This window comes from Frigoribacterium sp. CFBP9030 (assembly GCF_034045195.1).
Lineage (GTDB): Bacteria > Actinomycetota > Actinomycetes > Actinomycetales > Microbacteriaceae > Frigoribacterium.
On record NZ_JAXCWG010000005.1, the window covers coordinates 25,066 to 51,840 of the forward strand.

A 26,775-nucleotide genomic window follows, 5' to 3' on the forward strand; every position below is an offset into this window, starting at 1 on the left:
AACCGGGATGACCGACGTCGACACCTACGACGACACCCACGATGTGCTCATGGGGTACGACCCCTCGCTCTGGGTCGCCCTGCCACAGGGCTGGCCCTTCCAGGAGCATGCGACAGCCCAGTCGTGGGTCGACGCCACGCTCCACGACATTCGAGGGAGATCCGCTTCAGTGACCCGTTCCGGCCTCAAGCACCTGCGCCGGGTCCTCGAGCATCTGGCGCAGATCCCTCGAGAGGGCGAATCGCACTATCTGTTCGCCCCGACGATCGACGAGCTGGCCGGGCCGCTCCGGGTGCAGTACGGATTCTGCGACGGAGAACGGGAGACCATGTTGCGGCAACTCGTGCTCGAGACCGATCTGGACCAGATCGAGCCGCCCGACCTCGAAGCCTTCTCGACTCCCGACCTCGGTGACGGATGGCGCGGAGTCCGGTTCGCCGAGCATGAGGGCGCACTCGAGGCGGCCGTCGTGTACTCGTTCCGTGTCGAGCCCTACGACCTCCGCGTCAGCCTCCACATCGGACCTCCCGAGCAGACCAGCACGCTCGTCCCGTTCAGCGACGACTTCGTCCAGGGCATCAACGTGGTGCCCGCCGAGTGAGGATCAGCGCCACCGTCAGACACGAACCGTCTCAGCAGACCGCCGACTTCGTCTGGGAGGCGGAGCCAGGCACCACCCTGGCCGCGATCGTCGGGCATGCCGCGAGCCACCTCGGCGTCCACGCGGCCGAAACGCAGCACATCCACGTCGACGGAGAGTCGATCGACCCGCGCCGCACCGTCGAGGAGGGTGCGATCGTCGACGGCGCGGTCATCAGCTTCGGAGCGCCGCCGAGCGTCCCGCGGGTACCGGACGACCTGCCCACCGTCCGCATCGTGGGTGGACCGGGGGCGGGCACGGTCTTCGTCGTCGACCCCGGCGTCGTCGTGATCGGGCGGGGCAGCGGGTCGACGGTCGTCCTCGACGACCCTCTCGTGCCTCCTCTCGCGGCCGCCTTGACACTCGACGGGGCCGGTCGCTTCAGCATCGCGCCGGCCCTGGCGGCGGAAGACGGTTCGAGCGCGACCGCCGACGACGAGACGCGGTCCGCAGCCGACCGCTCGTCGGCGACCGGCGCCGGCGACTCGACCGGCGCCGAGACCGACGGGCTCGCGTCCGTGTACGTCGACCGGCGTCGGATCACCGCGCCCACCGACCTCGACGAGAGCAGCATCGTGACGATCGGCGCGACCCTGCTCGCGGTGTCGGGGGCGGGAGGCGCCCGTGCGGCCACCAGTCCGACCGACGGCGGCGGATACGTCGACTACGCCCGGCCTCCGCGACTGCTGCCGGACGACCCGCCGACGGTGTTCCGCTATCCGCCAGAACCACAGCCTCCGGCGCGTCGCCCGCTCCCCATCGTCGCCGCCATCGCGCCCCTGATCATGGCCGTCGTCATGGTGCGCCTCTTCGGCAATCTCGGTTTCCTGGCCTTCGGGCTCATGTCGCCGGTCGTGCTCGTCGGCAACTACCTCTACGACCGCCGGAACGGCCGCACCTCGCATCGACGTCGACTCACCGAGCACGAGGCGACGAAGGCCGCGATCGCGGACGACGCCTCCGCCGCCGTCCGACAGGTCGAGGCCCACCGGCGGCTCACCGCGCCCGACCCGGCGACGGTCCTCGACATCGCCATCCGTCGCCGCTCCCGGCTGTGGGAGAGGCGACGCGGTCACGCCGACCACCTCGCCCTCCGGGTCGGAACCGCCGACATGCCCTCCGGCGTCACTGTCGAGGACCCGGCCGAGCTGGAGCACCGGCGGATCGTGTCGCGACCGGCCCTCGACGTGCCCGTGAGCATCGCACTCGGCGAGCACGGGGTCGTCGGCCTCGCCGGACGACCCGACGACACCCGCTCACTCGCCACCTGGTTCGTCGCCCAGCTCGCCGTGCTGCAGAGCCCCCGCGACGTCGAGATCGTCGTGCTCACGGCCCCAGAGGGGCGCGAGGCCTGGGCCTGGCTGCGGTGGGTGCCGCACACGCGGACCGACCCGGGAGGAGACCGGGCCATCCGCCTCGCGGTCGAGTCGGCGGGTGTGGCACGCCGACTCGCCGACCTAGGCAAGCTCGTCGACGCCCGCCGCCGAGCCGAGCGGGAGGGCCACGGTCGTCAGACCGTCGCCAGCGGCCCCGACGTCGTCGTCATCATCGACGGCGCACGGCGGCTCCGCACCCTGCCCGGGCTCGTCCCCCTGCTCCGCGACGGACCGGAGGTGGGCATCCGCTCCATCTGCCTCGACGCCGACGCGCGGTCGCTGCCCGAGGAGTGCCTCGCCGTGGTCACCTGCTCTCCGACGGGTCACACGGTCGCCGTCGACCGCGCCCCCGTCGTCGAGCGTGTGCGCCCCGACCGTCTGCCGGTCGGATGGGCCGACGCCGTGGCCCGAGGCCTCGCCCCGCTGATCGACGTGGGGGACGAGGACGACGCGGCCGGTCTGCCCTCCCGATCGCGCCTCCTCGACGTCCTCGACCTGACCGAACCGACGGCGGCGAAGGTCCAGGCGCGGTGGAGCGCCCGAGCCCCCACCACCGAAGTCGTCGTCGGCCACGGGATCGACGGACGCTTCTCGTTCGACCTGCGCACCGACGGGCCGCACGGACTCGTGGCGGGGACGACCGGTTCGGGCAAGTCGGAGCTGCTGCAGAGCATCGTCGCGTCGCTCGCGTCGTCGAACACGCCCGACTCGATGACGTTCGTGCTCGTCGACTACAAGGGCGGTGCGGCCTTCCGGGACCTCGCGGCCCTGCCGCACACGGTCGGTCTGGTCACCGATCTCGACCCCCACCTCGTCGAACGGGCACTCGAGTCGCTCGGGGCCGAGCTCCTGCGACGAGAGCACCTGCTCGCCGAAGCCGGCGCGAAGGACATCGAAGACTACCTGGAGGTGCGAGACAGGCGCGCGCGACCCGTCGTGCTGCCGCGCCTGGTCATCGTGATCGACGAGTTCGCGAGCCTCGCTCGCGAGCTGCCGGACTTCGTCACGGGGCTCGTGAACATCGCCCAGCGGGGGCGCTCGCTCGGGGTGCACCTCATCCTCGCGACGCAGCGTCCGACGGGTGTCGTGACCGGCGACATCCGCGCCAACACCAACCTGCGGATCGCCCTCCGCGTGACCGACGACGCCGAGAGCACCGACGTCATCGACGCCCGGGACTCCGCCGGCATCTCGAAGTCGACCCCCGGGCGGGCATTCGCCCGACTCGGGGCCGGAGCCCTGCTGCCCTTCCAGGCCGGCCGCGTCGGCGGACGAGCCCCCGGAGCCGCGACGGTCTCGGACCGACCTCTCTGGGGCGCCGTCGTCGCCGAGTCGTCGATCGGCGGCCCGCTGCCGACACCCCCGCAGGAGGCGCGGGTCGTCGACGCGGACGAGACCGACCTCGTGCAGCTGGTCGCCGCCATCGCCGAGGCCGTCGAACGGCTCGGGCGCCCTGATCCGCACCGCCCCTGGCTCGACGCGCTGCCCGACACCATCACCCTCGACGAGATCCGCCGCGCACACGCCGTCGCTCCGACGGCCGGCGGTCGCCTCGCCGCGTTCCCGTTCGGTCTCGAGGACCACCCGTCGAGTCAAGCTCGCCGACCGGCCACGTTCGACCTCGAGCACGACGGCCACCTCTACATCGTCGGGGCACCGCGGACCGGCCGGTCGCAGGTGCTGAGGGCGCTCGCCGCCTCGATCGCCTCCGGGTCGTCGGCCGCCGACGTGCATCTCTACGGTCTGGACTGCGGCAGTGGGGCGCTGCTCCCGATGCTGAAGCTGCCGCACGTCGGCGCGATCGTGCAACGCGCCGAGACCGAACGAGCCGCGCGCCTCCTCTCGCGGCTCGTCGGGGAGTGCCTCCGGCGACAGGAGGTCCTGGCGGACGGCGGGCACGCCGGCGTCGTCGAGCAGCGCCGGGCGGTCGAGCCGTCCGACCGGCTGCCGCACATCGTGCTGATGATCGACCGCTGGGAGGGCTTCGCCGGCGGGCTCGGGGATCTCGACGGCGGGAGGCTCACCGAGCAGGTCACGCAGCTGCTGCGGGAGGGGGCGAGCGCGGGGATCCATGTGATCGTCACCGGTGATCGTCAACTCGTCGCCGGACGGTTCTCCACCCTCGTCGACCGCAAGATCGTGCTCCGACTCTCGGACCTCTCCGACTACTCGCTCGCCGGTCTCGACATGCGACGGATGCCGGAGCGGATGCCCGACGGGAGAGGCGTCGTGGCCGGCACCGGGGTCGAGCTGCAGATCGCGCTCGTCGGTCGAGACCCGTCGGGGCAGGCCCAGGCCGACGACCTGACACGCATCGGTGCGGAGGCGACGAGCCGCGATGCGGCCTCGGGCTCGGGCCGACGACCGTTCCGCCTCGACAGGCTCGAGGGGCCGCTCCGTTACGACGACGCCATGAGTCGTCGTCGACACGGCTCGACCGCAGCCGACGGCGACGGCATGTTCGCGCTCGTCGGGGTCGGCGGTGACGATCTCGAGGCAGTCGGCCCCGACCTCGCGACGGGCGCGGGGACCTTCATGATCGGCGGTCCGAGCCGCAGCGGGCGCAGCACCCTGCTGCTGTCGGTGGTGCGGTCTCTGGTCGACGGCGGCGCGGAGGTCGTGGTCGTGGCGCCCAGGCCGTCGCCGCTCCGCGAGCTCGAGACCGGTCACCGGGTGCTCGCCGTCGTGACCGGGGCCCGCCCTCGGGAGGAGGAGCTGGCGTCGTGGTTCGACACCGCGCCTCCTCGGCGGGTGCTCGTCGTGGACGACGCAGAACTGCTCCGGGACGCACCGGCTGCGGCCTGGCTGTCGTCATACGTCATGTCGTGCTCCGATCGGGGTCAGGGACTGGTGGTGGCGGGGACGTCGTCCGAGCTGGGGTCGGGTTTCTCCGGCTGGCTGGTCGACGTGAGACGGAACCGCTGCGGAGCCGTGCTCAGCCCGCAGCAGGCGGTGGACGGCGACGTGATCGGCGCGGCACTGCCGAAGAGCTCGCTCGCGGCTCGCCTGCGCCACGGTGTCGCCGTCGTGAACCTGGGCGCCGGCGAGCTGCTGCAGGTCCGGGTCCCGTGGGGATGACAGGGGAGCTGCGGTCGGAGTCGGAGCCTGAGGGCGGGTCGAGGGGCGGACGTTCGGCACCCGCCCCTCGACCTCAGCAGGGTGTCACCGCCCGTCGTCCACCGCGGGGAGACCATCGGGGCCGAGGGGCGTCCGGGCCCGGCCACGTAGAGGGCCCGCGACGAGGGCGATCAGCACCAGGAGCAGTCCGGTGCCCACGACCCCCGCGGCGAGACCGGCGATCCGCACGCCGTCGGGGCCACCGGTGAACGCCAGCTTCGTCTCGGGGGTCGGCTGCGGGTCGGGCTCGACGACGGCCGGGGTGACCGGCTCCTCGGGGACCTCGGGCACCTCGGGTGCGACGACCGAGACCATCTCCGACTCGTACACGAAGGAGTCCTCGAAGGCCGGGATGACCTGCAGGCCCGACTCGTCGGGCGTCGAACCCGCCGAGGTGAGGACGAACACGTACGTCCCGGGTTCGTCGACCGACACGCACGGCGACTCGTGCCGACCGTCGCCGTCGATCGTCGTGACGACACGGCCCGCGATCAGAGTGGGGTCGAGGTCCGTCAACGGGCCGACGTCGTCTCCCTCGGACAGATCCTCCTCGATGGGGAACGGACCCACGAGGTACGACTCGACGTCGAAGGTCTCCACGGCGGGGTTCATCCCCGAGACGAGGAGCGCATCGCTCACGCAGGTGCCCGTGAGCACCTGCTGCGGACCGACGACCTCGGTGGCGATGGTCGGCGACCACGGGACGAGCGTCGTCTCGGTGGCCGCCCCGAAGACCGACCGCCACGGGCGCAGCCGGTCGCGCCCGGCGTCGGCCGGGGTGTCGGCCGGATCGATGGTCTCGACCCACGTGTAGTAGCCGCCCGAGGGCAGCTCGCAGCCCGGTGTGTCGTAGGTGCCCGGTCCGTCGGTGATGACGAGTTCGACCTCGCAGACCCGTGGCGCATCGTCCGGCCACTCGGCGCTCTCGACGACGGGCGCGGCGAAAGGGCCCATCAGCGTGCTGCGGACGGTGATGGGGACGGGCGCCCATCGACCGCCCGCGTCGTAGCGCCCCCATTCGGCGAGGAGGCCGTCGCCGGGTTCGACCGCGAGCGTCAGCTGGTCGGTCAGAACCGTGCCCGTCTCCGCGACCGCATCGCTCGTCATCGTGGACACGCGGGGCTGGAACGGCAGCGGCGACCTCGACTCGGTCGACGCTCTGCCCGCGGCGGCCACCGAGGTGCCGCCCGAGAAGAGGATCATCTGCGAGCCGACGGCGCTGCTGCCGACCGTCATGATTCGCCCGTAGGGGAGCCCGGTGAACTCCGCCTTCGCCTTCACCGTGACGACCGGGGTCGTGGCGGTCGTGCGGAACGCCAGCGTCTCGCCGTTGCGCGGGGTCGCCGTCGGCCGGCCGTCGGCGAAGACGGCGCCCTCGAGCGTGATCGTGCCGCGGTGCGTGGGCCCGAGCCTGGTCGGCCCTCCGGCCACCCGGTCGACGGTCAGGTCGCCACGGACGGAGCCCGTGCCGTCGTCACGCAGGTCGAGGGCCACCGTGCCGGCGACCGAGCGCGAGGCGGCGGCGGTCGCCTCGGCGAGCATCTCGTTCGCCCGCTGCAGCACCACGGGCCACTGGTCGTTCGCCCGCCCCGCGTAGTAGCGCTGGTCGTGCCCGTTGAGCCCCGTGATCGTCCAGACCGCCAACTGCCCCGCGGCCGCCGTGTTCGGGTCGCTCGTGCCGGCCCAGGTGCGTGCGATGTAGGCGAGGCGGGCGTGATCGGCGGTCGAAACCCCGAAGACGTCGGCGCCCGTCTCGGTGACGTACTCGTTGCCGATCGGCGACGACTTGCCGGCCTCCAGGCAGAACGCCTGACGCCCGTCGGGCAGCCGGTAGGTGCCGAGCCACGAGGCCCGGTCGCCGTTCCACAGATGGCCGGTGCCCAGTCCGGTCGGGGTGATCGCCGAGGCGGGCAGGGCGCCGAGCAGCGTGGCGCCGAGGATGCTCAGCACCAGCAGGAGGGCGGTCGGAAGTCGTCTTCGTGGGGCCCGCGAGGGGGCGTTCGTGGATGTCATGGGACGACGATGACGAGAGGGGCGGGCGTGCCGTCACCGCGCCTCCTCGGCCTGTGGACCGCGACGGGGCGAGCCTCACGGGGGAGGGCGCGGGTGGGGAGGCTGTGGAACGACGGACGCCCCCGTCGCGCGATGGCGGCGGGGGCGTCTTCCCTGGGGTGCGCTGGCTTTGTGGCTAGAACTCTTTCGGGATCCCTACTTCGGTTGTCGAGGAGACTGCAGGGATGAAAGCTGCCACGAGCGTGTAGGCCATAGCTGCGGTGATGGCTACGCCGGCGAACGCCGACCGGCGCTTTCCTTTTGTGCCTAGGGCTGCAGCGACGTTGGCCATGATCAGCACCACTCCGACAGGCGAGAGCATGATGGCGGAGATAAGGGTGATCACCCCCTGAATCAGGATAATGCTGCCCTCGATTGTGTGGCGCGCCTTAGATGGTGGCCCTGACATCCACGGGAGCTTCGGCATGGACAGCAGTCTCTCAATAGAGGCTGCAGGAGCGATCACCGGAGGCTTTACCGGCGGCAGTTCCGATGAGACGCGTGCAGGGAAGCTGGGTTTGGACGTCCCATCCACCGACCCCCAAGATCAATTTCCGCTGTGACCAGATCTTGGCTCGGTTTCCAACGACTGCTGATCCCCGGCCCGTCTGGCCGGCGTCCCGCCAACCCAGGGCTGCTATCGAGGTCCAGGACCGCGAAAATGTCGCCGAGGTCACCTTCGAACCGTTCGCACACCACGTCCCCTCCGTATAGGTGTCAAAAACCGTGTTACCCGCAGCCGCCCTCTGGGTGTTCTTCGCCCAAGTTCCCCAGCAGCCGAGGGTGGAACTCACCTCAGTTGCGGCTGCCTCGATGGACGAGTAGCGGCCGTCCACTTCGCCTGCCTGTGAAGCCGCTCGTGCGTTCGAATCGAGAGGCGTCAACAACAGAGTCTCCTCGGTCCTGGCCGGCAAGAAGTACGCCTCGAATGCAGAACGTTCGTCAGCAGAAAGCGCGTTGTACGCGGCAGACGAGTTCTCAGCTGAACTGACGCGCTCGAAAACTTGGAGTGCCGCCGCCTCTCTCTTCTCGAACGATGAGCTCGAAATGGGTGCGGCTTAGGCCGTCGGCGCCAATAGTGCCGTTCCGAGAACTACTGCAAATACGGAGGCAGGTACAGCAACCCAAGGGAGTTTCATTATCAATTTCCTTTCCTGATGCGGGGTGATCAACCCGATGGATCACTTCTTCCGCAGTGCCAAGGTTGCTTCCCGCACGGCCGAGAAGCCTCCCTCTAGAGGATGATATTAAAAACACACCAGATTTATGTTCAGACGGGGTTACTGAACTCACGTTGTTGACCGCGATGGCATTCATGCCCAAGCCCGTGCCGCTAGCGGACCATGAAGGTGTCGGCGAAGACGGGAAACGACGGACGCCCCCGTCGCGCGGTGGCGGCGGGGGCGTCCGGTGGTTCAGGAGGCGTGCTCAGTCGGTCTCGTCGAGATCGATCTCCTCGTCGGCGAGATCGTTCTCGGCTCCGTCGGGCGATCCCTCGCGGGGTGCGCCGCCGGTCGGGCCGTCGTTGCCCTCGCCGACGCCGGGGAAGACCGTCTCGCCGGCGACGGCGTCGTTGGTCGCGATCTGCTCGGACTCGGCGAACTCGTCGGCCTGGTCGTAGGGCTTCTCGCCGGAAGCCGCGGGGTTGCTGGTGTCGCTCATGATGGATCCTCTCGGGAGTTCGCGGGATGCGGGTGGGGCGGTGGTCAGGCGAGGCCGAGCTGCTGCTGCAGGCCCGCCTCGTCGGTGGCCCCCCAGCGCTCGACGAGCATGCCGTCGTCGTCGAAGCGGCCGACCTGGATGCCGCGGACGGTGAAGCTCCTGCCCGTCGGCTCGTGACCCTGGAACGGACCGGTGTGAGTGCCCGAGATCGTGAAGACGGCGGTGACGTGCTCGTCGTCGGCGACGAGGGTCTCCACCGCGAGGTCGACGTCGGGGAAGGCCGTGAAGAACTCGCCCCAGAAGGCCTTGATGCCCTCGACGCCGGCCGGTGCGCCCGGGGCGGGGTCGTGATCGACGACGTCGGCGTGGAATCCCTCACCGAGTCGATCGACCTGCCGCGCGGTGAGGATCTCGCCGATCAGCTCCTGGGTCTTGATGTTCTTCTCTTTCGCCATCGTCGGCTCCATTCCTGTCTTGTGTCTGGACTCCCGTCTACTCCTCCCCAGAGCGACGGACGGGCGGGTGCTCACAGGTCGCCCGACGGTTCACGTGCCCGTCAGGGCTCGGCGCTAGGCTGACCGGGGCCCGTCGCCACGACGTCGAGACCGTTCGACCAGGTGGTGACCGGCCTCCGCCGACACGTCGGCACGACCGAGCGAAGCAATGGCGCAGCGATGCGGATTGGAAGAACAGCGTGGATCTTTTCGAGTACCAGGCCAGAGACCTGTTCGAGCAGTACGGCGTGCCCGTGCTGCCCGGCATCACGGCCGACACCCCTGAGGAGGCGCGGGCCGCGTCCGAGAAGCTGGGCGGCGTGACCGTAGTCAAGGCGCAGGTCAAGGTGGGTGGCCGTGGCAAGGCCGGCGGCGTCAAGGTCGCCAAGACCCCCGACGAGGCCGAGGCCGCCGCGCGCGACATCCTCGGGCTCGACATCAAGGGCCACGTCGTCAAGCGGGTCATGATCGCCGGCGGCGCGCAGATCGCTCAGGAGTTCTACTTCTCGGTGCTGCTCGACCGGGCCAACCGCTCGTACCTGTCGCTCTGCAGCGTCGAGGGCGGCATGGAGATCGAGCAGCTCGCCGTCGAGAAGCCCGACGCGCTGGCCCGCATCGAGGTCGACCCCCGCTCGGGCATCGACCTGGCGAAGGCCACCGAGATCGCGAAGGCCGGCGGGTTCCCCGCCGAGCTGGTCGAGAAGGTCGCCCCCGTGCTCGTCAAGCTCTACGCCGTCTACGAGGGCGAAGACGCGACCCTCGTCGAGGTGAACCCCCTCGTGCTCACCGAGCAGGGCGACATCGTCGCCCTCGACGGCAAGGTGTCGATCGACGAGAACGCCGACTTCCGTCACCCCGGTCATGCCGAGCTCGAAGACGCCGACGCCGCCGACCCCCTCGAGGCCAAAGCCAAGGCCGCCGGCCTCAACTACGTGAAGCTCGACGGCGAGGTCGGCATCATCGGCAACGGCGCCGGTCTCGTCATGTCGACCCTCGACGTCGTCGCCTACGCCGGCGAGGCGCACGGCGGCGTCAAGCCCGCGAACTTCCTCGACATCGGCGGCGGAGCGAGCGCCGAGGTCATGGCCGCGGGCCTCGACGTCATCCTCGGCGACGCCCAGGTCAAGAGCGTCTTCGTCAACGTCTTCGGCGGCATCACGGCCTGCGACGCGGTCGCCAACGGCATCGTCGCCGCCCTCGGCATCCTCGGCGACACGGCCACCAAGCCGCTCGTGGTCCGCCTCGACGGCAACAACGTCGACGAGGGTCGACGGATCCTGGCGGAGGCGGCGCACCCGCTGGTCACCGTCGTCGCGACCATGGACGAGGCGGCCGACAAGGCCGCCGAGCTGGCTTCGAAGTAAGGACTGAACAGAACAATGTCGATCTTCCTCAACAAAGACAGCAAGGTCATCGTCCAGGGCATCACCGGCGGTGAGGGCACGAAGCACACCGCTCTCATGCTCAAGGCCGGCACCCAGGTCGTCGGCGGGGTCAACGCCCGCAAGGCCGGCACCACCGTGACGCACGGCGACATCGAGCTGCCCGTGTTCGGCACCGTGGCCGAGGCCGTCGCCGAGACCGGCGCCGACGTCTCGATCGTCTTCGTGCCCCCGGCCTTCGCCAAGGACGCCGTCGTGGAGGCCATCGAGGCCGCCGTGCCGCTCGTGGTCGTCATCACCGAGGGCATCCCCGTGCAAGACGCCGCCGAGTTCTGGGCGCTGGCGAAGTCGAAGGGCGGAGCGACCCGCATCATCGGACCGAACTGCCCCGGCATCATCACGCCCGGCGAGTCGCTCGTCGGCATCACCCCTGCCTCCATCTCGGGCGCAGGCCCCATCGGGCTCGTCTCGAAGTCGGGCACCCTGACGTACCAGATGATGTTCGAGCTGCGCGACCTAGGCTTCTCGACGGCCATCGGCATCGGCGGCGACCCCGTCATCGGCACGACGCACATCGACGCCCTCGAGGCGTTCGAGGCCGACCCGGACACGAAGGCCATCGTCATGATCGGCGAGATCGGCGGCGACGCCGAAGAGCGGGCGGCGGAGTACATCAAGGCGCACGTCACCAAGCCGGTCGTCGGCTACGTGGCCGGGTTCACCGCCCCCGAGGGCAAGACCATGGGTCACGCCGGCGCCATCGTGTCCGGCTCGGCCGGCACGGCTCAGGCGAAGAAGGAGGCCCTCGAGGCCGCCGGGGTCAAGGTCGGCAAGACGCCGAGCGAGACCGCCGCACTCCTGCGCGAGGTGTACGCGGCTCTGTAGGGCCGACCCGCGCCTCCTGAACGGGCGTGTCCGTCGAGACCGGGTGGTCGTCATGACCCGGAGTCGACGGACACGCCCGTTCGGCGTCCGGCCAGGGCGGACGCTCAGGGCGAGTCGCTCAGGGCGAGGCGCTCGGAGAGCGTCGGGGGCTGCCGGTACAGTCGACCTCGATGAACCGCCCTGCAACCGCCGCCTTCGCCGCGCTCGAAGCCCTGCTCGTCGTCGGCATCGGCGTGGGGCTGCCGGTCGCGATCACCAGCCTGCTCTGGGCGTTCCAGTACGGACTGCAGCTCGACTGGGTCATCTTCTGGCGCGCCTCGATCGACACCTGGCTCGTGGGGCACGGGGTCGACGTGACCCTGAGACTGGGCGGTGCCGCCGCCGAGGCCACGGGGGTCGCCGGGGCCGACGCTCCCATCCACCTGACCATCGCGGCCCTCGGGTTCTCGGCCCTGACGGTCGTCTTCGGCATCCGCGCAGGTCGTGCCATCGCCGAGACCGAGCACCGGGTCGTCGGCCTGCTGACGACGATCGGCACCTTCGCGCTGCTGTCGACGGGCCTGGCCGCCACCGCCCAGCACGAGCTCGCCTCGCCGTCGCTGTGGCAGGCCGTCGTGCTGCCGCCGCTCGTCTACGCCGTGCCCGTGCTCGCGATGGCCGAGATCACCCGCCGTCGTCGCGGAGAAGACCCCGGCGCGATCGCCTCGTCCGTCACCCGCCTCGTCGTCCGCGCACCGCTCGCCGCCCGCATCGTCGCGGCCGGGGGGCTGCGGGCCGGCGTCGCCATCGCGTCCGTCGTGGTCGCCTGCGCGGCGGTCGTCGTCGCCCTGCTGCTGCTCACGCACTTCGCGCAGATCATCACGTTGTACGAAGGCGCCCACGGGGGTCTGCTCGGTGGTCTCGCGCTGACGATCGGCCAGCTCGCCCTTCTGCCGAACATCGTGGTCTGGGCCGCTTCGTGGCTCGTCGGCCCGGGGTTCGCCCTCGGCACCGGGTCGGGCATCTCGCCCCTCGGCACGTCCGTGGGGCCGCTGCCCGCGCTTCCGATCTTCGGGGCACTGCCGACCGCCGACCTGCCCTTCGCGTTCGTCGGGCTGCTCGTGCCCGTCGTGGCCGCGTACGTCGTCACGACCCTGCTGCGCCCGAGACTGCAGGCTGCTCTAGCGGTAGCCGGTGTCGACGACACCCTGCGTCGAGTGCTCGTCGGGGTGACCGCCGGCGTCGTGGCGGGTGTCGCGCTCGGGGCGGCGGCCTGGGCATCCGCCGGGTCGGCGGGGCCTGGTCGCCTCGTCGACGTCGGCCCGAACCCCTGGGCGGTCGGTGGCTTCACCGCGCTCGAGGTCGCCGTACCCGCCGTCCTGGCCATGATCGTGGCGCCGCCTCGGTTCGTGACGGGCGGGGGTCTGCCGACCCGCGCCTCCTCGGGGGTCGCACGCGATGCGGGGGCGACGGCGTCCGCTGCGTCCTCGCGCGGCGCCGGGTCCGCGGGCCGCTCTGCAGACGAGACGGCGCGCGCACCTCGCGAGTTCGGCACGCCACGGCCCGGCGAGTCCGCAGGAGGCGCGGCGACGGCGACCGGCATCGGTACCGGCACGAGCACCCTCGCGCCCGAGTCGGCGCCAGGCGAATCCTCCGAGGCGGAGACCGTCGGCGTCGACGACGACTCGAGGATCGCGGCACCGCGCGACGACCGCGACCGCGACCTCGGCAGAGACGAGCGTGACGACGACCGCGACGCCCGCGACCGCGACGCCCGCGACCGCGACGCCCGCGACCGCGACGCCCGCGACCGCGACAGCGCCGACCGCGACGCCGACCGCGGCGACGACCCCGACGTCACGGGCCGGATCGACGGCATCACCCGCTGACCCCTCACCGGGTTCGACCCGGGCGCCGAGGGGTGCCGCGAGGCGCTGTGAGGCGCCACGCTAGGCTTGCCGCGTGCTGAAGCTCGTGGTGCTCATCTCCGGTGGCGGATCGAACCTCCGGGCACTGCTCGAAGCCGCACACGACGCCGAGTACCCGGCGCGCGTCGTCGCCGTCGGGGCCGATCGCGACGCCGACGGGTTCGAGCACGCCGACCACTTCGGGGTGCCGACCTTCACGGTGCCGTTCTCGAGCTTCGCCGACCGCGGGGCCTGGGGTGACGAACTGCTCTCGCAGGTGCGGCAGTGGCAGCCCGACCTGGTGGTGCTGAGCGGCTTCATGCGACTCGTGCCGCCTCGTGTCGTCAAGGCCCTCGCCCCGAACCTGATCAACACGCACCCCGCCTATCTGCCCGAGTTCCCCGGGGCGCACGGAGTCCGCGACGCCCTCGCCGCCGGTGTCGATCAGACCGGTGCGAGCGTCATCGTGGTCGACGACGGCGTCGACAGCGGCCCGATCCTGGCTCAGCAGCGCATCCCCGTGCTGCCCGGCGACGACGAGTCGTCGCTGCACGACCGCATCAAGCTCGTCGAACGCGAACTGCTCGTGCAGACCGTGCTCGACATCGCCAACGGAACGATCGACCTCGAACAGGAGTCCACCGCATGAGCGGCCACGCCATCGACCCCAGCCTCTACCGAGACCGCGACACCGTGCCCGTCAGGCGGGCGCTCATCAGCGTCAGCGACAAGAGCGGCCTGCTCGACCTGGCGGGGGCGCTCGCCGGCGCGGGCGTCGAGATCGTGTCGACCGGCTCGACGGCCTCCACCATCCGCGACGCGGGGCACGAGGTCACCGACGTCAGCGCGGTGACCGGGTTCCCCGAGTCGCTCGACGGGCGGGTCAAGACCCTGCACCCGGCCGTGCACGCGGGCATCCTCGCCGATCTGCGGCTCGAGTCGCACGAGGCGCAGCTCGCCGAGCTCGACATCGCGGCGTTCGAGCTCGTCGTCGTGAACCTCTACCCGTTCGTCGAGACGGTCGCCTCGGGCGCCGACGTGCCCACGGTGATCGAGAACGTCGACATCGGCGGACCGGCGATGGTGCGCGCCTCGGCCAAGAACCACGCGAACGTCGCGATCGTCGTCTCGCCGTCGAACTACCCGCAGATCGTCGACGCGCTCGCATCCGGTGGCACGACCCTCCGGCAGCGGCAGCGTCTCGCGGGCGAGGCGTTCGCCCACACGGCCTCGTACGACACGGCCGTCGCGGCCTACTTCGCCGCGAACGTCGGTCACGACGCCGACGCTGACAGCGCAGACGCGACAGACGGAGCCGAGGAGGCGCGGGTCGGCTTCGCCCCCACGGTCACCGTCTCGGCCGAGCTGCAGCACACCCTCCGCTACGGCGAGAACTCGCACCAGTCCGCCGCGATCTACGCCACCCCGGGTGCGCAGGGCATCGCGCAGGCCGAGCAGCTGCACGGCAAGGAGATGTCGTACAACAACTACGTCGACGCCGACGCCGCGCTGCGGGCCGCCTACGACTTCGACGAGCCCGCCGTCGCGATCATCAAGCACGCGAACCCGTGCGGCATCGCCGTGGCCTCGCCGGACGCCGTCGACGCCATCGCCGACGCGCACCGGCGGGCGCACGCCTGCGACCCCGTGTCGGCGTTCGGGGGCGTCATCGCCGCCAACCGGCCCGTCACGCGCGCCATGGCCGAGACCGTGCGCGACATCTTCACCGAGGTGGTCATCGCCCCCGGCTTCGACCCCGAGGCCGTCGAGATCCTCAGTGCGAAGAAGAACATCCGTCTGCTGACGCTGCCCGCCGACTACTCGCGCGACGACCGCGAGGTCAAGCAGATCTCGGGCGGCCTCCTCGTGCAGGACGCCGACGGCTTCACCGGGTTCTCGTCAGGGGGCTGGACGCTGGTCGCCGGCGACGAGGCCGACGCGGCCACACGCGCCGATCTCGAGTTCGCCTGGAAGGCCTCGCGCGCCGTCAAGTCGAACGCGATCCTGCTCGCCTCCGGCGGCGCATCGGTCGGCGTCGGCATGGGGCAGGTCAACCGGGTCGACTCGTGCCACCTCGCCGTCGATCGCGCCGGCGAGCGCGCGACGGGGTCGGTGGCCGCGTCCGACGCGTTCTTCCCCTTCGCCGACGGGCTCCAGGTGCTGCTCGACGCCGGTGTCCGGGCCGTCGTGCAGCCCGGCGGTTCGATCCGCGACGACGAGGTCGTCGCGGCCGCCACGGCCGCGGGCGTCACCATGTACTTCACGGGAGAGCGTCACTTCTTCCACTGAGACGTGCCCCGAGGCCTGCGAGGCCTGCGAGTGCTCCGAGCGCGCTCAGCGCCTCGCGCACCCGGGCCCCGCCCCTACGCCCCCGTCGCGATCCGAACCAACCGGTCTTGCGGCGGGGGTGTTCGTGCACCTATCCTGAAAGGCTGCCCAACGCGGTGGAGTGACGATCCGCTGCGTGCCACGAGCAGGTCCGGACGACTGATCAGGTCGGGCGGATGCGTCCTCCACAGGCCGCCGACATCACGACACATCCCCGGCGGCAGGGCCGCGAGCCGCGACGCCCCCGCCAGACGACGACACTTGGAACCGCCATGTCAGCACAGTCCACCTCCACCCCGTCATCGACCACCCCCGAGCCCAAACCGTCGACCTTCCGCGCGCTCGCGCGGCTCTACCCGTACGCCCGCCCGGCCGTGCCGCGCATCGTGCTCGGCATGGTGGCGGCACTGCTCGCCGCCGTCGTCGCTCTGCTCATCCCCGTCGTCCTGCAACTGCTCGTCGACGGCCCGCTGTCGAGCGGCGACCGTTCGCAGGTGTGGCCGGCGTTCGCCGTCGTGCTCGCCCTCGGCGTCGTCGAGGCGCTGATGATCGCCGCCCGGCGGCGCCTCGTGCTCACACCGAGCACCCACGTCGAGGCGTCGATGCGCAACGCGCTCTACGCGAAGCTGCAAGACCTGCCCGTGGCGTTCCACGACCGGTGGCAGAGCGGGCAGCTGCTCAGCCGTTCGGTCAGCGATCTCAGCCTCATCCGCCGGTGGCTCGCCTTCGGGCTGGTGCTGCTCGTCGTCAACATGCTGACGATCGTCGTCGGGTTCGTCGTGCTGTTCTTCTACAGCTGGGCCCTCGGGCTGCTGTTCGTGGTCGCGTCGCTCCCGGTGTTCGTGGTCAGCTTCGCGTTCGAGAAGCGCTACTCGCTCGTCGCCCGTCGCAGCCAGGACCAGGTCGGGGACCTCGCCACCAGCGTCGAGGAGAGCGTGCACGGCATCCGCGTGCTGAAGGCCTTCGGGCGGGGCAAGCACTCGCTGCGCGAGTTCGAGAAGCAGGCCGAGGACCTGCGAGGCACCGAGATCGAGAAGGCGCGGGCCGTCTCGAAGCTGTGGCTGTGGCTGCTGCTCGTCCCCGACGTCGCGTTCGCGCTCTGCCTGCTCGGCGGCGTCTGGCTCGCCGCCGACGGGCAGCTGACGGTGGGGCAGCTCTTCGCGTTCTTCGCGACCGCGACGGTGCTGCGCTGGCCGGTCGAGTCGATCGGGTTCCTGCTGTCGATGACCTTCGACACCCGCACGGCGGCCGACCGGTTCTTCGAGGTGATGGACAGCGAGAACACCGTGACCGACCCCGAGAACCCGCAGACCATCGACCAGCCGCGGGGCCGTCTCGAGTTCAAGGGCGCCCACTTCCGGTACCAGGACTCCCCGGCGCAGTTCCCCGACCTGGTCGACGGCGTCGATCTCGTGCTCGAGCCCGGCGAGACCATGGCCCTGGTTGGTCTGACCGGCTCGGGCAAGACCACTCTGCTGGCCCTGGCGCCGCGGCTCTACGACGTCACCGGCGGGCAGGTGCTGCTCGACGGCGTCGACGTGCGCGATCTCACTCGTGAAGAGCTGCGTCGTCACATCGGCATGGCCTTCGAAGACGCCACGCTGTTCAGCGCGACCGTCCGCGACAACGTGCTGCTCGGGCGACCCGATCTCGCCGACGACCCCGTCGAGTCCGACCGGGTGCTGCGCGAGGCCCTCGAGATCTCGCAGTCCGACTTCGTCGACCGCCTGCCGGACGGCGTCGACACGCGCGTCGGCGAAGAGGGGCTCAGCCTGTCGGGCGGTCAGCGTCAGCGTCTCGCCCTGGCCCGGGCGATCGCCGCCCGCCCCGCCGTGCTCGTGCTCGACGACCCCCTGTCCGCGCTCGACGTCGACACCGAGGCCCGGGTCGAGGCGGGGCTGCGACGCGTGCTGGCCTCGACCACGTCGCTCATCGTCGCCCACCGGCCGTCGACCGTCACCCTCGCCGACCGCGTCGCCCTGCTCGAGAACGGGGTCGTGACCGCGGTCGGCACGCACTCCGACCTGCTCGCCACCAACGAGCACTACCGCTACGTCATCTCGTCGCTCGACGACGACACCACCACCCGAGACGAGGTGCTCGCATGAGCGACCAGAGACCGGACGACCGCGACGAGACCGGCCGCGACCAGACGGGCCGCGACCAGACGGGCCGCGACCAGACGGGCCGCGACCAGACCGGCGACGCCGGGCGTGAGGCCCTCGACGGCCGCACCCCGGCCGAGAAGCGCGTCGGGCGGGGCTCGACCACCGAGGGGGTCAGAGGCGAGGAGCGCGACGACTTCACCCGCGACGAGAGCAAGCGACTCCGGGGGCGTTCGCTGCGCCTCCTCGGCTCGCTGCTCCGCCCGCTGCGATGGCGACTCGTCGTCATGGGCGTCATCGTCGTCGTCAGCGTCGGGGCCCAGGTCGCCGGCCCGGCCCTGATCGCGTTCGGCATCGACCGCGCCCTGCCCGCCCTGATGGACCAGCAGGACTGGGCGCCGGCCATCCTCGTGGTCGTCGTGTACCTCGTCACCGGCGTGATCGGCGCCGTGCTGATGGCGCAGTACACGGTGCTGTCGGCGCGCATCAGCCAGGCGATCCTGATCGACCTGCGCAAGCGGCTGTTCCTGCACACGCAGCGACTGAGCCTCGAGTTCCACGAGACGTACACCTCGGGGCGCATCATCTCGCGCCAGACCAGCGATCTCGACTCGATCCGCGAACTGCTCGACTCGGGCATCAACCAGCTCGTCTCGGGGCTGCTCTACATGCTGTTCACGGCGATCGCGCTGGTCGCCCTCGATCCGCAGAGCGGTCTCGTGCTGGCCGTCGCGCTCGTGCCGCTGATCGCCCTGACCCGGTGGTTCCAGGTGCGCTCGCAGAAGCTGTTCCGAGCCACCCGTGTCACGAGCGCCCGCGTGATCGTGCACTTCGTCGAGACGATGACCGGCATGCGCGCCGTCCAGGCGTTCCGCAAGGAGGGCCGCAACGAGAAGGAGTACGGCGGATTCGTCGAGGATTACCGCCAGGCCAACTCGAAGGTCTTCACCCTGTTCGGCACCTTCGACCCGGGTCTCGTGCTGATCGGCAACGCCACCCTCGCCGCGGTCGTGCTGTTCGGCGGGTTCCGTGTCATCGACGGCACGCTGGCGATCGGCGCCCTGCTCGCGGTGGCCCTGTACGCCAAGCGGTTCTTCGACCCGGCCGAAGAGATGGCGATGTTCTACAACGGCTACCAGTCGGCCTCCGCCGCGCTCGAGAAGATCTCGGGCGTGCTCGAAGAGCAGCCGAGCGTGCCCGACCCGACGCACCCGGTCGACCTGTGGCACGCCACCGGCCGGGTCGAGTTCGACGACGTCGAGTTCGCCTACAACGCCGACACCGTCGTGCTGCCCGAGTTCGACCTGACGGTGCCGGCCGGGCAGACGATCGCCCTGGTCGGCTCGACCGGTGCCGGCAAGTCGACGTTGGCGAAGCTGATCTCGCGGTTCTACGACCCGACGCGCGGGCGCATCACCCTCGACGGCGTCGATCTCCGAGATCTGCACCCGAAGGACCTCCGGCGAGCGATCGTCATGGTCACGCAGGAGGCCTACCTGTTCTCGGGGTCGGTCGCGGACAACATCGCGCTCGGCAAGCCCGATGCGAGCCGCGAGGACATCGAGCGGGCGGCCCGTGCGGTCGGGGCGCACGAGTTCATCATGGCGCTGCCCGACGGCTACGACACCGACGTGAACAAGCGCGGTGGGCGGGTCTCCGCGGGTCAGCGTCAGCTGCTCTCGTTCGCCCGGGCCTTCATCGCCGACCCGAGCGTGCTGATCCTCGACGAGGCGACGGCGTCGCTCGACATCCCCTCGGAGCGCATGGTGCAGGAGGCGCTGCAGACCCTGCTCGCCGACCGCACCGCGCTGATCATCGCGCACCGGCTCTCGACCGTGGCGATCGCCGACCGGGTGCTGGTGATGGAGTACGGCCGCGTCGTCGAAGACGGCAGCCCCGCCGACCTCATCTCGGGCACCGGCCGGTTCGCGCAGCTGCACGCCGCGTGGCGGGACTCCCTCGTGTGAGGTCGGCGGAGGTGCGGCGCCTGGCGCGACGACGGGCGAGTCCGTCGGAGGCGGGCGGCCGTGGTCGACCGGGGCGGACGGACTCGCCCGTTCCGGTCTGCCGTCCGTTAGCGTGTCACCGATGCCAGACACGACGAGGTACCTGCAGGCCTACGACGATCAACTCCGCACCGACGCCGAGACGCCGAGCGCGATCGGAGTGACGATGCTGGGCCCGCTCCGGCTCGTGACCTTCGCCGGCGGGCGCGGCTTCGTCACCTATCGCGATCTGGGCGGCTCCGATGCGGAGCGCATCAGCGGGCTGGTCGGCGAGGCGCTGGAGCACTTCCGAGCCGACCCCGAGACCGACCGCGTCGAGTGGAAGTCGCGCGGCCACGACCACGCCCCCGGTCTGCACGACGCCCTGGTCGCCCACGGCTTCACGCCCGGTGAACCGGAGTCGATCATGATCGGACCGCTCGCGGCGCTCTGCGAGGTCGGCGACGTCCCGGCCGGGGTGACCGTCCGGCGGGTCACGACCGAGGCCGACGTGCGGGCGATGAGCGCGATGGTCGACGAGGCCTTCGGCGAGGCCGTCGACGCGAGACAGGCCGACGCGCTGCTCTCCCGTCTCGCCCGCGGCGACGGCATGGAGCTCTGGGTCGCCGAGGTCGACGGCCGGATGGTCAGCGGCGGCCGACTCGAGCCGGTGCCCGGCACGGACTTCGTCGGCATCTGGGGCGGTGCCACCCTCGAGGCGTACCGGCACCGCGGCATCTACCGGGCGCTGACCGCCGCCCGGGCGCGCTCGGCCGTCGCCCTCGGCAAGACGCTCGTGCACAGCGACTCGACCGACGACTCGCGGCCCATCCTCGAGCGGCCGGGTCTCGTGAAGGTGTCCACGACGACGCCGTACGACTGGGCGCGCTGACCGCTGCGTCGCTCGCGGCGACCGCGGGGCGACGGCGGGCGAGTCCGTCGGAGGCGGGCGGTCGGGGTGGACCGGCGGCGTCGGACTCGCCCGGGGTCGGCAGACGCCACGCACCGACCGTGAGGCACGGTCAGCGGGCCTTCGAGGCCTCCGTCGGCGATGACTCCCGCCACGCGAACACCTGGCCGTCGTCGCCGGCCACGACCGACCATTCGCCGCAGACGACCCCTGCGGTCGGCAGGTCGGCCGGCCACCAGTCGGGGGAGACGGGCGGGGTCGACTCGAGCGGATCCGCGGGGATGCAGCCCGCGGCGTCGGCGAGGGGAGTCGTCGTACGGAACGTGAGAACCGCCTCCTCGGGATCGTCCCGGAGCGAGACGGCGCGTATCGACGTGGCGTCCGACGGGACCCACCCGGCGAGCACGAACGACCGCGTGCCCGACTTCGGCGCCTCGCCGTAGCTGTCGAACTCGAAGCTCCGCTCGGCGGACCCGAGGCTGCCGAGCGAGCAGGCGGCGAGGCCGAACGCGAGTGCGGAGACGAGGGCGGTCGCGGCGACGAGACGGGTGACGGAGGGCATGCTCCGAGCCAAGCGCCTCCCGGCGCCGAGCGGATCAGCCCGGAGTCGAGACGGTCTCATCCGTCAGGAGGATCGTGCCGGTCAGGGCTCCCAGGAGGCGCGCTCGAGATCCACCCGGAACGCACCCGCCCGAGACCACCGCAGCGGCGTTCCCTCCACCCGGTACATCTCGAGAGCACGACTCTCGTGGTCGCGGGGAGCATGCCCGGACGCCCGGATGACGCGCCACCACGGCAGCTCGGACCCCGCGTACGCCATCACCTGCCCGACCGCGCGGGAGGCCCGCGAACCGAGCACGGCCGCTATCGACCCGTACGTCATGACACGGCCCGCCGGGATGGACTCGACGACCTCGACCACGCGCGAGGCGAAGTCGGCACCGGGGCCAGCGCCCGCGTCGGCACCGGGGCTCACGCCGGGGTCAGCCTCAGCGCGGCGAAGTGCTCGCCGTACGGGGTCTCGCCGACGACCTCGAAGCCGATGCGGGCGAAGAACTCCTCGGGCCCGTCGTCGCCGGGTTCGTACATGACCGTCAGTCGGTCGAACCCCCGGCTGCGGGCCTCGTCGGCCAGAGCGTGCACGGCGAACCGCCCGACTCCGCGGCCCTGCGCATCGGCCTCGACGTTGATGCGCCAGATGCAGCTGCGCAGCTTCTCGTCGTCGGCCGAGGCGTCGAAGTTGCCCATGATGAAGCCGACGACCGTGCTCTCGCCATCGGCGCCGTCGACATCGACGACGACGCGCGGCCAGGCGGTCGTCGGATTGACGTACGCCTCGGCGATCGAGTGCGACACCGGGGCCACGTACTGCTCTTGGCCCGGCTTGAGCGTCAGGTTGTTGGCCGCGACCACGGTCGCGGCGGACAGTTCTTCGAGGCGGAGATCCGACATGCCCTCAGGCTACTGGCGGCGGCGCTCGCGGCACCAGCACCGACCCCGGCCTCGACCCGGCCGACCCGCGCCACCTGACAGCGCGCTCGGGTTCGGCCCTGAGATCGCTGGCCGCTGGCGGTTCGAGGTGGCGCCGCCGGGTGGCAGGGAGTTGGCTTGCATATTCAAGTCATCGACCGACACGGTGACCTCTCGGCACGCCGGTTCCGGCCATGCCCCATCCGCGCCTCGAAGGAGCCCCCCGTGAAGATCCTCCTGCTCGGAGCGACCGGAGGCGTCGGCTCGCACCTCCTCCGCACCACCCTCGCCGCGGGGCACGACGTGCGGGTGCTCGTCCGCGATGCGACCGCCCTCGACACCAGCGACGGGGTCGACGTCGTCGTCGGCGACGCGACCACCGCCTCCCACATGGCCGAGGCGGTCGACGGGCGCGACGTCGTGCTGAACGCCGTGGGCTCGCGCAACTTCAGGGTGCCGGTCGAGCTCGAGGTCGGGCGCGTGCTGCTGCCCGCCATGGACGCCGCCGGCGTCGAGCGCCTGATCGTCTGCTCGGCGTTCGGGGTCGGCGACAGCGAACGCGACGCCGGGCCCCTGCAGAAGATGTTCTTCCACAGCGTGCTGGGCAGGGTCTACGCGGCCAAGGAGGTCGCCGACGCCGAGGTCCGCGCCAGCGACCTCGACTGGACCCTCGTCTACCCCACCCGTCTCGTCGACGGCCCCGCGACCGGCGACATCGTCGTCGCCGAGAGGCTGCCGGCGGGGGCCTCGACGAAGGTCTCGCGCGCCGATGTCGCCCGCTTCATGCTCGCGCAGCTCGGCGACGGCACCTGGTCGCGGCGGACCGCGGTCGTGACCGGCGCGGACTCCTGACCCGCGCCTCCTGCGACCCCCGCAAGCCCCGCGCCCCCCGCAAGCCCCGCGCCTCCCGCGCGTCCCGCGCCCCCCGCAACGCCCGCGCTTCCCGCACGCTCGGCTACAGCGAGACCAGTCGGTCGTAGGCGGCGTCGACCCCCGGGTCGATCGCGCGGCGGGCCGGGTCGGCGTCGTGCCAGGCGACGATCTGGCGGGCTCCCTCGGCGAACGGGACCCGCGCCTCCCAGTCCGGGGCGATCGCGCGGATCTTCGCCGTGTCGAACACGGCCGGGTGGCTGCGATCGCCGCAGAGGTCGGCGGTCCACTCGGGAACAGTCTGGGTGATGTCGTGCGTGGTGCGGTGGACGAGGTGCAGCGGCGCCCCGGCGGCGTCGGCGAGATCGCGCGCGATCATGTTCCAGGTGAGCTGCTCGGGCGCCATGATGCTGAACGCCTCGCCCATCGCGTCGGGGTGACCGAGCAGCGCGACGAACGCCCGCGCGAAGTCGGTGGAGTGCGTCAGCGCCCACATCGACGTGCCGTCGCCGTGCAGCACGATCGCGTCGCCTCGGCGCATGCGCTCGATGGTCGTCCAGCCGCCGAGCAGCGGCACGTGCGTCTCGTCGTAGGTGTGCGAGGGGCGCACCACGGTGGCCTGCACCCGGCCGGCCTGGTGCTCGTCGCGCAGCAGCCGCTCGCACGCGATCTTGTCTCGCGAGTAGGCCCACCATGGGTTGAACAGCGGCGTCGCCTCGGTGATCGGCAACGAGACCGGGGGCTTCTGATAGGCCGAGGCCGAGCCGATGAAGATGTACTGATCGGTCAGCGGCGCCACGACCCGCAGCATCGACGCGAGCTGCTCGGGCGTGAACGTGAGGTAGTCGGCGACGCTGTCGAAGCGGCGGCCGTGCAGGGCGGCGACCACCGCCTCCTCGTCGCGCACGTCGGCGGTGAGCTGTTCGACGCCCGCGGGCAGCGGTCTGATGGAGGTGCTCCCGCGGTTGAGCACGGTCACGGCCACGCCGTCGAGCAGGGCCTGCCGCACCACCGCCGCGCTGATCTGCCCGGTGCCGCCGATCACGAGGAGGGACGTCGTCGTCATCGCCCCACTGTGCACCCGTTCGGCCGGGGCCGGGCCACATCGAGGTGACGCGAAAGGGGCCGGAGGCGCGGTCCGGTGCCCCGAACGCGTCACCTCGATGGGCGGTGCGGGAGCGGAGCGGGGCCCGGCCGCATCGAGGTGACGCGAAAGGGGCAGTAGGCGCGGGCCGGGGCCCCGGACGCGTCACTTCGATGAGCGGTGCGGGAGCGGCGTGGGGTCGGGCCACATCGAAGTGACGCGAAAAGGGCAGTAGGCGCGGGTCAGGGGCCCGGACGCGACACTTCGATGAGCGGTGCGGGGGATGAGCGGGGCCCGGCTGCATCTAGGTGACGCGAAAGGGGCTGTGGGCGTGGGCTGGGGCCGAGCCGCATCGCGGTGACCCGAAGCGGGCCGGAGGCGCGGTCCGGTGCCCCGGACGCGTCACTTCGATGAGCGGTGCGGGGGCGGAGCGGGGCCCGGCCGCATCGAGGTGACCTGAAAGGGGCCGGAGGCGCGGGTCAGGGGTGCGAACGCGTCACTTCGATAGAGGGGGAGAGGGGAGTCGGGGCCGCATGCCGGGGGCGGCATGCATGCGGGTGCATGATGGCGTGATGCACGACGCGACCTCCGGCCCCGACTCCCCGACCCCGAGCCGCGCACCCGCCGACTCGGCGGCGACGACGGCGTTCCGCGCCGCGCGCGACCATCTGCTCGCCCTCGGCGACGACCTCGACCGGGCCGGCGCCGAGTTCCGCTGGCCCGACGTCGGGGACCGCTTCAACTGGGCCGTCGACTGGTTCGACGTCATGGCGCGGGACAACGACCGCATCGCACTCTGGCTCGTCGAGGAGGACGGCTCCGAGCAGCGCATCACCTTCGACGAGATGCGCCGCCGCAGCGACCAGGTCGCCGCCTGGCTGCACGGACTCGGCGTCGCCCGGGGCGACCACGTCATGCTCATGCTCGGCAACCAGGTCGAGCTGTGGGAGGCGATGCTCGCGGTGATGAAGATCGGCGCGGTCATCCTGCCGACCTCGACCGTGCTCGGCACCGCCGACCTCGCCGACCGCATCGAGCGCGGGCTGGTGCGGCACGTCGTCGCGAACGCGTCCGACGCGGCGGTCTTCGACGCCGTTCCCGGCATCGAGGCGGTCACCCGCATCGCCGTGCTGCCGTCGGCCGGAGCCGCGGCCGCGGCCGCAGCCGGAGCCGGCGCCGCAGCCGGCGCCGGGGCCGGGGTCGGAGCCGGAGCCGCAGCCGCAGCCGCACCTGCACCCGGCGCCGCACCCGGCGCCGCACCCGCACCCGAAGCCGGCGCCGCACCCGCGGGCTGGGTCTCCTTCGGCGACTCGCACCGCGCCTCCTCGGTGCGCCCCGACGTCGTCACCGCGACCCACGACCCCTGCCTCGTCTACTTCACCTCGGGCACCACGAGCCGCCCCAAGATGGTCGTGCACTCGCACGCCTCGTACCCGGTCGGGCACCTGAGCACGACGTACTGGCTCGGGGTCCGCCCCGGCGACGTGCACATGACGATCTCGTCGCCCGGCTGGGGCAAGCACGCCTGGAGCTGCTTCTTCGCGCCGTGGACGGCCGAGGCCACCGTGTTCGTCTACAACTACGGGCGGTTCCGGCCGGCGGAGCTGCGCGACCAGCTCGAGCGCGCCTCCGTCACGTCGTTCTGCGCGCCGCCGACCGTGTGGCGCATGCTGATCCAGTCGTCGCTCGGCGCCCGACCGCACGCTCTGCGCGAGGCGCTCTCGGCCGGCGAGCCGCTGAACCCCGAGGTCATCTCGCGCGTGCAGCAGGGCTGGGGGCTCGACATCCGCGACGGCTACGGGCAGACCGAGACCACCGCGATCATCGCCAACGCCCCCGGCGGCACCATCAAGGCCGGGTCAATGGGGCGCGCCCTGCCCGGCGTCGACGTCGTGCTCGTCGACCCGGTCACGGGCGAGGTCGGCGACGAGGGCGAGGTCTGCCTCGACCTGACCACCCGACCGGTGAACCTGATGACGGGCTACCTCGGCGACGCGGCGCGCACCGAGTCGTCGATGCGCGACGGGCTGTTCCACACCGGCGACGTCGCCTCCCGTGACGCCGACGGCATGATCACCTTCGTCGGGCGGACCGACGACGTCTTCAAATCATCGGACTACAAGGTCTCGCCGTTCGAGGTCGAGAGCGTGCTGATCGAGCACCCCGCCGTCGCCGAGTCGGCCGTGGTGCCGGCTCCCGACGACGTGAGACTCGCCGTGGTGAAGGCGTACGTGACGCTGGCCGCGGGCGTCGAGGCGTCGGCGGAGACCGCCCGCTCGGTGCTCGCCCACGCCCGCACCGGGCTGCCGGCGTACGAGCGCGTGCGCCGCGTCGAGTTCGTCGACGAGCTGCCGAAGACGATCTCGGGCAAGATCCGCCGCGTCGAGCTGCGGCAGCGCGAGGAGGACGCCGCGGTCTCGAGCGAGCGGATCGCGGGGGAGTTCCGCGACTCGGACTTCCCCGGGCTGCGCGGGTAGTTCGGCCCGGCGCCGGCGCGGGCGGGGACACGGGCGCGGGCGCCTGATCGAC

Annotated in this window: 20 protein-coding genes; 12 read left to right on the forward strand and 8 right to left on the reverse strand. The window is 71.6% G+C overall.

Annotation, left to right across the window (positions count from 1 at the left end):
- The first annotated feature begins 7 nt into the window (after positions 1-7).
- On the forward strand, positions 8-601 hold the full coding sequence (locus SOM13_RS07490) for a hypothetical protein (RefSeq protein ID WP_320479289.1): 594 nt from the start codon (positions 8-10) through the stop codon (positions 599-601).
- Positions 598-5,094, forward strand: a complete 4,497-nt coding sequence (locus SOM13_RS07495) for an FtsK/SpoIIIE domain-containing protein (protein ID WP_320479290.1) — start codon at positions 598-600, stop codon at positions 5,092-5,094. The genes SOM13_RS07490 and SOM13_RS07495 overlap by 4 nt, the downstream gene beginning before the upstream one ends.
- Positions 5,095-5,178: 84 nt before the next feature.
- Here the strand turns inward: SOM13_RS07495 and SOM13_RS07500 are convergent, their stop codons facing one another.
- The 4 genes from SOM13_RS07500 to SOM13_RS07515 all read right to left on the reverse strand — a co-directional run bounded on the left by SOM13_RS07500 (position 5,179) and on the right by SOM13_RS07515 (position 9,302).
- Entirely contained in the window at positions 5,179-7,146 is a 1,968-nt protein-coding gene (locus SOM13_RS07500) for a thioester domain-containing protein (protein ID WP_320479291.1), read from the reverse strand.
- 175 nt (positions 7,147-7,321) lie between these two features.
- Complete coding sequence (locus tag SOM13_RS07505) at positions 7,322-7,612, reverse strand: hypothetical protein (RefSeq protein WP_243214538.1); 291 nt, start codon at positions 7,610-7,612, stop codon at positions 7,322-7,324.
- A gap of 1,001 nt (positions 7,613-8,613) precedes the next feature.
- On the reverse strand, positions 8,614-8,847 hold the full coding sequence (locus tag SOM13_RS07510) for a hypothetical protein (RefSeq protein WP_320479292.1): 234 nt from the start codon (positions 8,845-8,847) through the stop codon (positions 8,614-8,616).
- 44 nt (positions 8,848-8,891) lie between these two features.
- Positions 8,892-9,302 (reverse strand): ester cyclase, encoded by a 411-nt coding sequence (locus tag SOM13_RS07515; protein WP_243214540.1) that lies wholly within the window; start codon positions 9,300-9,302, stop codon positions 8,892-8,894.
- Between the two features lie 239 nt (positions 9,303-9,541).
- On the opposite strand from SOM13_RS07515, the gene sucC reads away from it, so the two are divergent.
- From sucC to SOM13_RS07555, 8 genes are all read left to right on the forward strand, one after another.
- Positions 9,542-10,705 carry an ADP-forming succinate--CoA ligase subunit beta gene (gene sucC / locus SOM13_RS07520; RefSeq protein ID WP_320477469.1) on the forward strand — a complete coding sequence of 388 codons (1,164 nt, stop codon included), beginning with the start codon at positions 9,542-9,544 and terminating at the stop codon, positions 10,703-10,705.
- 15 nt (positions 10,706-10,720) lie between these two features.
- Positions 10,721-11,608 carry a succinate--CoA ligase subunit alpha gene (sucD, locus tag SOM13_RS07525; protein ID WP_320479293.1) on the forward strand — a complete coding sequence of 296 codons (888 nt, stop codon included), beginning with the start codon at positions 10,721-10,723 and terminating at the stop codon, positions 11,606-11,608.
- 170 nt (positions 11,609-11,778) lie between these two features.
- Positions 11,779-13,476: a DUF6350 family protein gene (locus tag SOM13_RS07530; protein WP_320479294.1), complete on the forward strand. Its 1,698-nt coding sequence runs from the start codon at positions 11,779-11,781 to the stop codon at positions 13,474-13,476.
- Between the two features lie 73 nt (positions 13,477-13,549).
- Positions 13,550-14,143: a phosphoribosylglycinamide formyltransferase gene (gene purN, locus SOM13_RS07535; RefSeq protein ID WP_320479295.1), complete on the forward strand. Its 594-nt coding sequence runs from the start codon at positions 13,550-13,552 to the stop codon at positions 14,141-14,143.
- Complete coding sequence (gene purH / locus SOM13_RS07540; protein WP_320479296.1) at positions 14,140-15,783, forward strand: bifunctional phosphoribosylaminoimidazolecarboxamide formyltransferase/IMP cyclohydrolase; 1,644 nt, start codon at positions 14,140-14,142, stop codon at positions 15,781-15,783. The genes purN and purH overlap by 4 nt, the downstream gene beginning before the upstream one ends.
- Positions 15,784-16,094: 311 nt before the next feature.
- The gene (locus SOM13_RS07545; RefSeq protein ID WP_192061093.1) at positions 16,095-17,930 is read left to right on the forward strand and encodes an ABC transporter ATP-binding protein; all 1,836 of its coding nucleotides are present in this window, start codon (positions 16,095-16,097) and stop codon (positions 17,928-17,930) included.
- Positions 17,927-19,894 (forward strand): ABC transporter ATP-binding protein, encoded by a 1,968-nt coding sequence (locus tag SOM13_RS07550; RefSeq protein WP_320479297.1) that lies wholly within the window; start codon positions 17,927-17,929, stop codon positions 19,892-19,894. The genes SOM13_RS07545 and SOM13_RS07550 overlap by 4 nt, the downstream gene beginning before the upstream one ends.
- Before the next feature lie 121 nt (positions 19,895-20,015).
- Positions 20,016-20,804 carry a GNAT family N-acetyltransferase gene (locus SOM13_RS07555; RefSeq protein ID WP_320479298.1) on the forward strand — a complete coding sequence of 263 codons (789 nt, stop codon included), beginning with the start codon at positions 20,016-20,018 and terminating at the stop codon, positions 20,802-20,804.
- A 130-nt stretch (positions 20,805-20,934) separates the two neighbouring features.
- Here SOM13_RS07555 and SOM13_RS07560 read toward each other — a convergent pair whose 3' ends face one another.
- From SOM13_RS07560 to SOM13_RS07570, 3 genes are all read right to left on the reverse strand, one after another.
- Positions 20,935-21,384, reverse strand: coding sequence for a hypothetical protein (locus SOM13_RS07560; RefSeq protein WP_320479299.1), 450 nt, complete (start codon positions 21,382-21,384; stop codon positions 20,935-20,937).
- An 81-nt stretch (positions 21,385-21,465) separates the two neighbouring features.
- The gene (locus SOM13_RS07565) at positions 21,466-21,798 is read right to left on the reverse strand and encodes an MGMT family protein (protein ID WP_320477477.1); all 333 of its coding nucleotides are present in this window, start codon (positions 21,796-21,798) and stop codon (positions 21,466-21,468) included.
- Positions 21,795-22,274 (reverse strand): GNAT family N-acetyltransferase, encoded by a 480-nt coding sequence (locus tag SOM13_RS07570; protein ID WP_320479300.1) that lies wholly within the window; start codon positions 22,272-22,274, stop codon positions 21,795-21,797. The genes SOM13_RS07565 and SOM13_RS07570 overlap by 4 nt, the downstream gene beginning before the upstream one ends.
- 243 nt (positions 22,275-22,517) lie before the next feature.
- Between SOM13_RS07570 and SOM13_RS07575 the strand changes: the two genes are divergently transcribed.
- Positions 22,518-23,144: an NAD(P)-dependent oxidoreductase gene (locus SOM13_RS07575; protein WP_192061098.1), complete on the forward strand. Its 627-nt coding sequence runs from the start codon at positions 22,518-22,520 to the stop codon at positions 23,142-23,144.
- 103 nt (positions 23,145-23,247) lie between these two features.
- On the opposite strand, the gene SOM13_RS07580 is transcribed toward SOM13_RS07575, so the two are convergent.
- The gene (locus SOM13_RS07580; RefSeq protein ID WP_320479301.1) at positions 23,248-24,228 is read right to left on the reverse strand and encodes an NAD-dependent epimerase/dehydratase family protein; all 981 of its coding nucleotides are present in this window, start codon (positions 24,226-24,228) and stop codon (positions 23,248-23,250) included.
- Between the two features lie 590 nt (positions 24,229-24,818).
- Here SOM13_RS07580 and SOM13_RS07585 point away from each other — a divergent pair.
- On the forward strand, positions 24,819-26,723 hold the full coding sequence (locus SOM13_RS07585) for an AMP-binding protein (protein ID WP_320479302.1): 1,905 nt from the start codon (positions 24,819-24,821) through the stop codon (positions 26,721-26,723).
- The last annotated feature ends 52 nt before the right edge of the window (positions 26,724-26,775 follow it).